We start from the raw sequence: 10,681 nt of genomic DNA, 5'->3' as shown, positions 1-10,681 counted from the left end.
ATCCCAATTATTCCTTAGTTGTCTCAACTTCAACATTCAATTTATCTGCTGATTGATGATCATCGTCATCTTCCGTATCACGCATTTCAATTTCTGTATCGTTGATAGACATCATTTTAACGTCCATACCTAAACTTTGCAGTTCTTTAATCAATACTTTGAATGATTCAGGAACGCCTGGTTCTGGAACATTTTCACCTTTAACAATTGCTTCATACGTCTTAACACGTCCAATAACATCATCAGACTTCACTGTTAAGATTTCTTGAAGAGTATAAGCAGCACCATAAGCTTCAAGTGCCCAAACCTCCATCTCACCGAAACGCTGTCCACCGAACTGAGCTTTACCTCCAAGAGGTTGCTGCGTTACAAGTGAGTATGGTCCAGTAGAACGAGCATGAAGTTTATCGTCAACCATGTGCGCAAGTTTGATCATATACATGACACCAACAGATACACGGTTATCGAATGGCTCACCAGTACGTCCGTCATACAGGATTGTTTTCGCGTCATTTGCCATACCAGCTTCTTCAATTGTGCCCCATACATCTTCCTCACGAGCACCATCGAATACCGGTGTTGCAATGTGAATACCAAGGTATCTTGCTGCCATACCAAGATGAAGCTCTAATACCTGACCGATATTCATACGAGATGGTACCCCTAATGGGTTTAACATGATATCGATTGGCGTACCATCTGGTAAGTAAGGCATATCTTCTTCCGGTAAAATACGGGAGATAACACCTTTGTTACCATGACGACCAGCCATTTTGTCACCTTCAGAAATTTTACGCTTTTGAACGATATATGCACGTACAAGTTGATTCACGCCTGGTGGCAATTCATCGCCATCTTCACGGTTAAACACTTTTACGTCTAAGATAATACCGCCACCACCGTGTGGTACACGTAGTGATGTATCACGTACTTCACGTGCTTTTTCACCGAAGATTGCATGTAATAGACGTTCTTCTGCCGTTAATTCTGTTACACCTTTTGGCGTTACTTTACCAACAAGTAGATCTCCATCTTTTACTTCAGCACCGACGCGAATAATACCGCGCTCGTCAAGATTACGAAGTGCATCTTCTCCAACATTCGGGATATCACGTGTAATTTCTTCTGGTCCAAGCTTCGTATCACGAGCTTCTGATTCATATTCTTCAATATGGATAGAAGTGTACACATCATCTTTTACAAGGCGCTCACTCATGATGATCGCATCCTCATAGTTATAACCGTCCCATGTCATAAAGCCAACAAGCACGTTACGTCCAAGCGCCAGTTCACCTAGTTCCATAGAAGGACCATCCGCAAGGATTTCACCTTTTACAACTTGGTCTCCAACACTTACGATTGGACGTTGGTTGTAGCAAGTTCCTTGGTTAGAACGAATGAATTTTTGCATTTTGTAGCGATCTAAGTCGCCTTTTACTGTTTGACCGTCAACGTCTACATAGCGACGTACCCAAACTTCACGTGCTTCTACGCGCTCAACAACACCAGGCTGTTTACAGATTACTGCAGCACCTGAGTCTTTTGCTGATACGTACTCCATACCTGTACCTACAATCGGAGATTCCGGATTTATTAACGGAACCGCCTGACGTTGCATGTTCGCTCCCATAAGTGCGCGGTTAGAGTCATCGTTTTCTAAGAACGGAATACAAGCTGTCGCTGCCGACACTACTTGTTTTGGAGATACATCCATGTAGTCGATGCGTTCTTTATTTGTGACAATGTTTTCACCACGGAAACGAGCTACGATATCTTCATCAAGGAATTCCCCTACTTCAGATAATTTCATATTCGCTTGGGCTACAACATAGTTATCTTCTTCATCTGCTGTTAAATAATCAACCTGCCCTGTTACAAGACCAGTTTCTGGGTCAACACGACGGTATGGCGTTTCAATGAAACCAAACTCATTTACTTTCGCAAACGAAGATAATGAGTTAATCAAACCGATGTTTGGTCCCTCTGGTGTTTCAATTGGACACATACGACCATAGTGAGAGTAGTGAACGTCACGTACTTCAAAGCCTGCGCGCTCACGCGTTAAACCACCGGGTCCTAATGCAGATAGTCTTCGTTTGTGAGTTAACTCTGCTAATGGGTTTGTTTGATCCATGAACTGAGATAACTGAGAACTTCCGAAGAACTCTTTAATAGATGCAATAACCGGGCGAATGTTAATTAACGCTTGTGGTGTAATTGCATTTGTATCTTGAATCGACATTCTCTCACGAACAACACGTTCCATACGAGAAAGACCGATACGGAATTGGTTTTGTAGTAACTCTCCTACAGAACGCAGACGACGATTTCCTAAGTGGTCAATATCATCTGTATCCCCTACTTTATATAGCAAGTTAAAGAAGTAGCTAATAGAAGCAAGAATATCACCTGGTGTGATGTGTTTTATATCACGAGTAATATTTGCATTCCCAATTACGTTTATAGATCGTTCGCCTTCTGATTCTGGAGCATAAATCTTAATAGATTGCAGCTCAACATCGCCTGCTACCACTCCACCCATTGGTTTCGCTGTTTTGAATCCAATGTTTTTCTCTAAGTAAGGTAGAATGCGATCCAGTGTACGACGATCTAAGACTGTTCCTTCTGCCGCTAAAATTTCACCAGTTTCTGGATCCACCAGTGTTTCAGCTAAACGTTGGTTAAACAATCTGTTTTTAATGTGTAGCTTTTTGTTGATCTTATAGCGACCTACATTTGCTAAATCGTAGCGCTTCGGATCAAAGAAACGAGACACAAGTAAGCTCTTTGCATTTTCTACTGTTGGTGGTTCACCAGGGCGTAGACGCTCATAAATTTCAAGCAATGCCTTCTCAGTGCTATCTGTGTTGTCTTTTTCTAACGTATTGCTTAAGTATTCGTTATCACCTAAAAGCTCGGTGATTTCTTGATCAGAGCCAAACCCTAATGCGCGTAACAAAACAGTTACAGGAAGTTTACGCGTACGGTCAATACGCACATATACAACATCCTTAGCATCTGTTTCATACTCTAACCAAGCTCCGCGGTTTGGAATTACAGTAGCAGTAAAACCACGTTTTCCGTTTTTATCCACTTTGCCACTATAGTATACGCTTGGAGAGCGAACTAACTGGGAAACGATAACACGTTCTGCACCGTTAATTACGAATGTTCCAGTCTCTGTCATGAGTGGGAAATCTCCCATGAACACATCTTGTTCTTTTACTTCACCAGTTTCCTTGTTGATTAGACGCACTTTTACACGAAGTGGTGCTGCATACGTCACATCACGCTCTTTGCATTCTTCTACAGAGTATTTAGGTTCACCCAAGCTGTAGTCGATAAATTCAAGCGATAGATTTCCCGTAAAGTCTTCGATCGGAGAAATGTCTTGGAACATTTCTCGCAAACCCTCATCAAGAAACCACTGATAAGAAGAGGTTTGAATTTCGATAAGATTTGGTAACTCTAATACTTCACTAATACGGGCATAACTTCTTCGTTGGCGGTGGCGTCCGTATTGAACTAGTTGACCTGTCAACTGCTTCACCCCTCAAATCATGAGTATTATAAATGCACAAAAAAATTTGTGCAAAATCACAAATAAATACAACTACTGCTATTAGCGTAGTTTTTTTCTCTTAAAGATAGATACGTTGAGTCTTTCTACCTGCTCAAAAAAGAAAAATGGCTTCTATAAGAAAACCATCATTCTGTTTCATAATCTGCTGATTTTACTATCTTTTCCAAGAGAAGCAAAAATATACATCTTTCTCAACGCAGAAAATCATATATTGGCATTGTATAATGTTAACATAGCCAAAAATAACCGTCAACGCTTTTTTGATTTTATGATATAATATCCTTTTTTCTTTTCTACAACTTCAACTTCAGAAAATACTTCTTCTAGTTTTTTCATCGCAGATGGCGCACCTTGTTTCTTTTGAATAACAATCCACAATTCTCCACCTGAAACTAAATACTCCACAGCCTTTTCTAAAATCTCATGCACGATATCTTTACCAGCACGAATTGGAGGATTAGATAGAATAACAGCATACTTGCCATCTACATTTTCATAGACACTACTTTGCAAAATACGTATATTTTCAATTCTGTTATTAGCGGCATTTTCTTTTGCAAGTCCCAAGGCCCTTTCATTCACATCCACCATGTGAATTTCACGATTTTGAAACTCTTTCGCTAACGACAAACCGATTGGACCGTACCCACATCCTACGTCTAACACATTACCTTTAACATCTGGCATTTGAAACGCTTCAATTAAAAGACGAGAACCAAAGTCCACTTCGTTTTTCGAGAACACCCCATGGTCAGATAAAAAAGTAAATCGAGATTCACGAAGTGTAACTTCCCATCGTTTACGATCACTTTTACTAGAAGGGTCGTTAGAAAAATAATGGTCTGCCATATGGCCACCTCTTTTCTTTACAGTTAAAAAAAAAGCTCGCATAAGAGCGAGCTTTTTTTAAAGCACCAAAAGTTAATTACTTAACTTCTACAGCAGCGCCAACTTCTTCAAGTTTAGCTTTCATTTCTTCAGCTTCCTCTTTAGTAACGCCTTCTTTGATTGCTTTTGGAGTGTTGTCAACTAATTCTTTAGCTTCTTTTAAGCCAAGACCAGTGATTTCACGTACAGCTTTGATAACTTTGATTTTTTGAGCGCCAGCACTTGCAAGTACTACGTCAAATTCAGTTTGCTCAGCAGCAGCTTCACCAGCGCCACCAGCTACAGCTACAGGAGCAGCAGCAGTTACGCCGAATTCTTCCTCGATAGCTTTTACTAAGTCGTTAAGTTCTAATACAGTCATAGATTTAACTGCTTCAATGATTTGTTCTTTAGTCATTGTAAATATCCTCCCTTAAATAGGTTTGTATTGTTTTATAGATAACAAGTAATTATCTTTTAAAAAATTAAGCGCCTTGCTCTTCCTTTTGATCTGCAACTGCTTTAGTAGCAAGTGCAAGGTTACGGATTGGAGCTTGAAGAACGCTAAGAAGCATAGAAAGTAAGCCTTCACGTGATGGAAGAGTAGCGATAGCTTTAACCTCATCAAGTGTTACAAGTTTACCTTCGATTACGCCCGCTTTAATTTCTAAAGCTTCATGATTTTTAGCGAAGTCGTTTAATACTTTCGCAGGAGCAACTACATCCTCGTTACTGAACGCGATTGCGTTTGGTCCTGTTAAGAATTCGTTTAACTCAGCCATTTCAGCAGACTCTGCAGCACGACGAGTTAAAGAGTTTTTGTAAACTTTGAACTCAACGCCAGCTTCACGTAAGTTTTTACGTAATTCTGTTGCTTCAGAAACTGTTAAACCACGGTAGTCAACAACAATTGTAGATTTACTCGCGCGAAGTTTTTCAGCGATTTCAGTTACAACTTGTTGTTTAGTTTCGATTACTTTGCTCATGTTATTACACCTCCTGTAGATTATATAGAAGATGTACCGAAAGTGCACTAAAAACCTCCATGCCCAACTTGTAGACATGGAGGCATATAGTCACAGAAAAAAGATTCCGCTTCGTATATTAACACCTAGGTAGGAAATTAAGTCGAATCGACTCCTACTGTCTACGGTACACTATTAAAATTCACAACATAAATGATTATATTAAAACTTCTTTATGAAGTCAACTTCCAATTTTTACGCAAGTGTAGAAACATCTACGCGTACGCCAGGTCCCATTGTAGAAGCAACAGTTGCGTTCTTCATGTAAGTACCTTTTGCAGCAGCTGGCTTAGCTTTTTGTAGCGTGTCAGCAATTGTTTTGAAGTTTTCTACTAATTTAGCATCTTCGAAAGATACTTTACCGATTGGAACGTGGATGTTACCAGCTTTATCAACGCGGTATTCAACTTTACCAGCTTTGATTTCGTTAACAGCTTTAGTTACATCGAAAGTAACTGTTCCAGTTTTAGGGTTTGGCATTAAACCTTTAGGTCCTAATACACGACCAAGTTTACCAACTTCACCCATCATGTCAGGAGTTGCTACTACTACATCGAAATCGAACCAACCTTTTTGGATTTTACCGATGTAATCAGCATCGCCTACGAATTCAGCGCCAGCAGCTTCAGCTTCTTTTGCTTTTTCGCCTTTAGCGAATACTAATACACGTTGTACTTTACCAGTACCGTGTGGAAGAACAACTGCACCACGAATTTGTTGGTCAGCTTTCTTAGGGTCAACACCTAAACGGAATGCAGCTTCTACAGTTGCATCAAATTTAGCTGTGTTTGTTTTCTTTACTAATTCTACTGCTTCTGTTGCAGAGTAAGCAGATGCACGATCAACAAGCTTCGCAGCTTCAACGTACTTTTTACCTCTTTTAGCCATGTTTGTTTCCTCCTTGAATGTGGTTTTAGCGGAATAACCTCCCACGTTTACGCCTTCATTCCGGGAACCCCCGAGGATGTGCGCCCATCCATTTATTTAAAAATGATGATCATTTACGATAATAAAGGTTGCGAATTGGAATTCCAGACCCGCAACCTTTTTTACAAAAAACAAATCGAATTAGTCTTCGATAACGATGCCCATACTGCGCGCAGTACCTTCAACCATACGCATTGCAGCTTCTACGCTAGCAGCGTTTAGGTCAGGCATTTTAGTTTCAGCGATTTCGCGTACTTTATCACGCTTAACAGTTGCCACTTTATTACGGTTTGGTTCACCAGAACCAGACTCAATACCAGCTACTTTCTTAAGAAGAACAGCAGCAGGAGGAGTTTTAGTAATGAAAGTGAATGAACGGTCTTCAAATACCGTAATTTCAACAGGGATGATAAGACCAGCTTGATCAGCTGTACGAGCGTTAAACTCTTTACAGAAGCCCATGATGTTAACACCTGCTTGTCCTAATGCTGGACCAACCGGCGGAGCTGGATTAGCTTTACCTGCAGGAATCTGAAGTTTTACCATTTTAATTACCTTTTTAGCCACGAGACACACCTCCTTAAGTCCGTGATGTGGTCAATTGGGCAGTGATTTGCCCTCCCACTTCATATTTTATCATAATGATAAAATCTTTTTCAAAAAACGTCTCCGTTACCGAAGACGTACTGACTTAAAAGATATTATCACTTTTTACAATTCATTTCAAGTTTCATTTTATAATTTTTCAATTTGATGGAAATCAAGTTCAACCGGAGTCTCGCGACCGAACATGTCTACAAGCACGCTAACTTTTTTCTTTTCCACATCAATTTCTTCAATCGCACCTGTATAATCCGCGAATGGCCCCTCATTTACACGCACTGTTTCATGAAGTTCAAATTCGAAATCAACCACTTCATTGTCCATTCCCATATGCTTCATGATGGTAACAACTTCCTCTTCTAATAGAGGCGATGGTTTAGATCCTGAACCAGAAGAACCGACAAAGCCTGTTACACCTGGCGTATTACGAACAACATACCAAGAATCGTCAGTCATGATTAGTTCTACTAATACGTAACCTGGGAACACTTTTCTTTTCGTTATTTTTTCTTTACCATTTTTCATTTCTACTTCTACTTCTTCCGGGACAACAACACGGAAAATTTTATCTTGCATACCCATTGATTCTACACGTTTCTCTAGGTTTGCTTTTACTTTATTTTCATATCCAGAATAAGTATGGACAACATACCAACTTTTTTCCATTCATTTAGGACGAGCGTCCTTCCCTCCCTGACGTACATTTTTTTGCGCAAATGAAAAAACCCGTTCACCGGGCTTTTACACAGTTCTTATAAATAACATTATATCATGGATAAGTGCTTCTTATTCAAGAATTAACCAAGAATTAACCGAATTAAAGAAGAAATGCCCATATCAACCACTGCGAAGAAAATCGCAAAGAACACAACTGTCGCGATAACAGTCGTTGTTGATCGGAGTAATTCATCTTTTTTAGGCCAACTTACTTTTTTCATTTCGCGACCTACATCGCCGAAAAAGTTCGTTAAACGCATCTACGGGACCTCCAGTTTATTATTTCAATTATTTATTTTGTTTCTTTGTGAACTGTATGCTTATTACATGTTTTACAAAACTTCTTTATCTCAAGTCGCTCTACTGAGCTCGTATCTTTCATCGTAGAGTAGTTTCGATTTTTACACTCTTCACATGAGAGTACAACTTTTTTCCTCATTAGTTACACCAACCTTGTAACATTGTCCCTAAAAATGTATCATACAACAAAAGACAATGTCAATGTCATGACTTTCACTCTCTTAACAAAAAGAAAACAGGTGAATTATTTTACACCTGCGGCACTTGCTATGAATTTAAAGTTGTGCTCTCTCTCATCTCCATATATCTTTCTAATTTCCTTTTTACACGCTGCAATGCGTTATCAATAGATTTCACGTGCCTGTTTAACTGTTCTGAAATTTCTTGATAGGAACGACCATCTAAGTATAAAGAGAGCACTTTTCTTTCTAAATCGCTTAATAATTCAGATATTTTAGATTCTATGTCTGTATATTCTTCCTGACTTATAATCATCTCTTCTGGATCAGTTACTTTCGATTCCGAAATAACATCTAATAATGTTCGATCAGATTCCTCATCGTAAATTGGCTTGTCTAAAGACACATACGAATTTAACGGAATATGTTTTTGCCTTGTTGCTGTTTTAATAGCGGTAATAATTTGTCGAGTGATACACAGTTCAGCAAATGCTTTGAACGAAGACAGCTTGTCCCCTTTATAATCACGAATAGCTTTAAACAATCCAATCATGCCTTCTTGAACAATATCTTCTCGATCGGCACCCACTAAGAAATAAGATCTTGATTTCGCGCGAACAAAGTTCTTATATTTGTGAATTAAATATTCTAGAGCGTCAGTATTACCTTTTCGAACTAACTCAACGATTGCCTCATCCTCTAAATCACGAAATGTAACGTCGCCTACACTTACGAAGCCTGCTTCCACCCTGATCCCTCCGACCGCTATATATTTAGCAATATTATACAGTAAAAAGATAAAGAGCGTCAATGCTTCAACGCTCTCCTCTTCTTAATTTTTCTAATTTTTCTGTAATATCTTCACTAAATATCTTTCGCATGGCGGGTTGCTTTTCTTTCGTGTCTTTTGTACACCTTCTTACTTGTTGTTCCATCGCTTGCACTTCTAACTCTAATTCACGCGCAGATTTTCGAAGTGCACCTTGCGCAAATATAATCCATTGCTCCGTATAATCCGAAGTTGCAACGTATATTTGTGTATTTACATTTCTAAGCTCAATCGCAAGTTGTTCTATCTTTTCATCTGCAGTTTGATTTTTTCTCGTGAATATTACTTCCACCCGTGATTGTTTCATCTTTTTTTCAATACCATAGACTGTATAGGCATCAAAGACAATCATTACCTTTGTGCCTGTATAGCCTTGATAATCCGCCATCTTATCAATAAGTGCGTCTCTTGATGACTGTAAATCTACATCCCGCAGTTTCTTCAAGTCTCCCCAAGCCCCGATAATGTTGTAACCGTCAACGATTAAAATATCGTTCATTTTTTATTTACCAATTTCGTGACGTTTACGATATACCTCATACATTAACAAACTTGCGGCTACTGAAGCATTTAAGGATGTAACTTTACCGACCATCGGTAAAGTAATTAGGAAATCACACTTTTCACCAATAATACGACTCATACCTTTTCCTTCACTACCAATTACTAGTCCGATTGGCATATTACCATCTAAATTACGGTAATCTGTTTTCCCTTTGGCATCTGTACCAGCAATCCAAAGTCCACGTTCTTTTAATTCATCAATTGTACGCGATAAGTTTGTTACACGTGCAACAGGAATATATTCAATTGCCCCAGTCGACGCTTTCGCAACTGACGCTGTAAGCCCCACCGCTCTTCTTTTTGGAATAATAACCCCATGAGCCCCTGTTGCATCCGCAGTACGCATAATAGAGCCTAAGTTATGTGGGTCTTCAATTTCATCTAAAATTAAGAAAAACGGATCTTCATTGCGTTTTTCTGCTAATTTAAACAAATCCTCTAACTCAGCATATTGATATGCAGCTACTTGAGCAATTACACCTTGATGATTACCCTCAACCAATTGATCTAATTTCTTCTTTGGTGCGTGTTGCAAGATAACCTTATTCTCTTTTGCTAATGCTAGTACAATTTGCACTTGTCCTTTGGCAGCACCTTCCGCTACCAAAATTTTATTAATATCTCGCCCCGCTCTTAAAGCTTCAATTACAGGGTTACGTCCGATAATATATTCACTACTCATGATGATGTGCTCCCTTCCTTTTCTTCCAAAACGTCAATCGCCTTATATACAATCTCGTCCAATCTTTCACGATTATTCAACAAGTGATGATAACCGATTAGCGCTTCAAAGGCTGTACTGTGTCGATATGTTTGTACATCTGTATTTTTTGGAACAGTACCCGAATTCGCATTACGCCCTCTTCTTAATACCGCCTCTTCCTCTTCTGTCAAAAATGCCGTTTCTAATAAATGATAAACAACTTTCGCCTGTGCTTTTGCCGAAACAAAGCCCGTCCCTAAGCGATGTAATTGATTAGGGCGAACTGTCCCCTTTTGAAGGAGGTGATAGCGGATATATTGCTCATATACCGCATCACCCATATATGCTAAAGCTAAGCTGTTCAATTGCTTTGCATCAATCATT

Annotated in this window: 13 protein-coding genes and 1 other annotated feature; all 13 genes read right to left on the bottom strand. The window is 39.2% G+C overall.

Going from position 1 to position 10,681, the window contains the following annotated elements; all coding sequences use genetic code 11:
- Nucleotides 1-7 precede the first annotated feature (7 nt).
- On the bottom strand, nt 8-3,541 hold the full coding sequence (rpoB, locus tag MKX37_RS00630) for a DNA-directed RNA polymerase subunit beta (protein ID WP_002113316.1): 3,534 nt from the start codon (nt 3,539-3,541) through the stop codon (nt 8-10).
- Nucleotides 3,542-3,832: 291 nt separating this feature from the next.
- Complete coding sequence (locus MKX37_RS00625) at nt 3,833-4,432, bottom strand: class I SAM-dependent methyltransferase (RefSeq protein WP_002124684.1); 600 nt, start codon at nt 4,430-4,432, stop codon at nt 3,833-3,835.
- Nucleotides 4,433-4,508: 76 nt separating this feature from the next.
- Nucleotides 4,509-4,868, bottom strand: coding sequence for a 50S ribosomal protein L7/L12 (gene rplL, locus MKX37_RS00620; protein ID WP_002009788.1), 360 nt, complete (start codon nt 4,866-4,868; stop codon nt 4,509-4,511).
- A gap of 67 nt (nt 4,869-4,935) precedes the next feature.
- Nucleotides 4,936-5,436, bottom strand: a complete 501-nt coding sequence (gene rplJ, locus MKX37_RS00615) for a 50S ribosomal protein L10 (RefSeq protein WP_002009790.1) — start codon at nt 5,434-5,436, stop codon at nt 4,936-4,938.
- A gap of 39 nt (nt 5,437-5,475) precedes the next feature.
- Nucleotides 5,476-5,621, bottom strand: a sequence feature (ribosomal protein L10 leader region).
- Nucleotides 5,622-5,670: 49 nt separating this feature from the next.
- A complete protein-coding gene (rplA, locus tag MKX37_RS00610; protein ID WP_002009792.1) occupies nt 5,671-6,363 on the bottom strand; it encodes a 50S ribosomal protein L1 in 693 nt (230 codons plus the stop codon).
- 180 nt (nt 6,364-6,543) lie between these two features.
- On the bottom strand, nt 6,544-6,969 hold the full coding sequence (rplK, locus tag MKX37_RS00605) for a 50S ribosomal protein L11 (protein WP_001085872.1): 426 nt from the start codon (nt 6,967-6,969) through the stop codon (nt 6,544-6,546).
- 168 nt (nt 6,970-7,137) lie between these two features.
- Nucleotides 7,138-7,671, bottom strand: a complete 534-nt coding sequence (nusG, locus tag MKX37_RS00600) for a transcription termination/antitermination protein NusG (RefSeq protein ID WP_002009795.1) — start codon at nt 7,669-7,671, stop codon at nt 7,138-7,140.
- 131 nt (nt 7,672-7,802) lie between these two features.
- Entirely contained in the window at nt 7,803-7,982 is a 180-nt protein-coding gene (gene secE / locus MKX37_RS00595; RefSeq protein WP_002009797.1) for a preprotein translocase subunit SecE, read from the bottom strand.
- Between the two features lie 32 nt (nt 7,983-8,014).
- Nucleotides 8,015-8,161 carry a 50S ribosomal protein L33 gene (rpmG, locus tag MKX37_RS00590; RefSeq protein ID WP_012260172.1) on the bottom strand — a complete coding sequence of 49 codons (147 nt, stop codon included), beginning with the start codon at nt 8,159-8,161 and terminating at the stop codon, nt 8,015-8,017.
- 128 nt (nt 8,162-8,289) lie between these two features.
- Nucleotides 8,290-8,949, bottom strand: a complete 660-nt coding sequence (locus MKX37_RS00585; RefSeq protein WP_002009799.1) for an RNA polymerase sporulation sigma factor SigH — start codon at nt 8,947-8,949, stop codon at nt 8,290-8,292.
- 67 nt (nt 8,950-9,016) lie between these two features.
- Entirely contained in the window at nt 9,017-9,529 is a 513-nt protein-coding gene (locus MKX37_RS00580) for an NYN domain-containing protein (RefSeq protein ID WP_002169327.1), read from the bottom strand.
- Nucleotides 9,530-9,532: 3 nt separating this feature from the next.
- Nucleotides 9,533-10,276, bottom strand: coding sequence for a 23S rRNA (guanosine(2251)-2'-O)-methyltransferase RlmB (gene rlmB, locus MKX37_RS00575; protein ID WP_002091503.1), 744 nt, complete (start codon nt 10,274-10,276; stop codon nt 9,533-9,535).
- Entirely contained in the window at nt 10,273-10,680 is a 408-nt protein-coding gene (locus MKX37_RS00570) for a Mini-ribonuclease 3 (RefSeq protein ID WP_002009804.1), read from the bottom strand. Before MKX37_RS00570 ends, rlmB begins: the two co-directional genes overlap by 4 nt.
- Nucleotide 10,681: the final 1 nt, after the last annotated feature.

It is taken from the genome of Bacillus sp. FSL R5-0709 (assembly GCF_038004785.1).
GTDB lineage: Bacteria > Bacillota > Bacilli > Bacillales > Bacillaceae_G > Bacillus_A > Bacillus_A mycoides.
The sequence above is the reverse complement of the archived record's forward strand: the minus strand, read 5'-3'. Positions and strand labels throughout refer to the sequence as shown.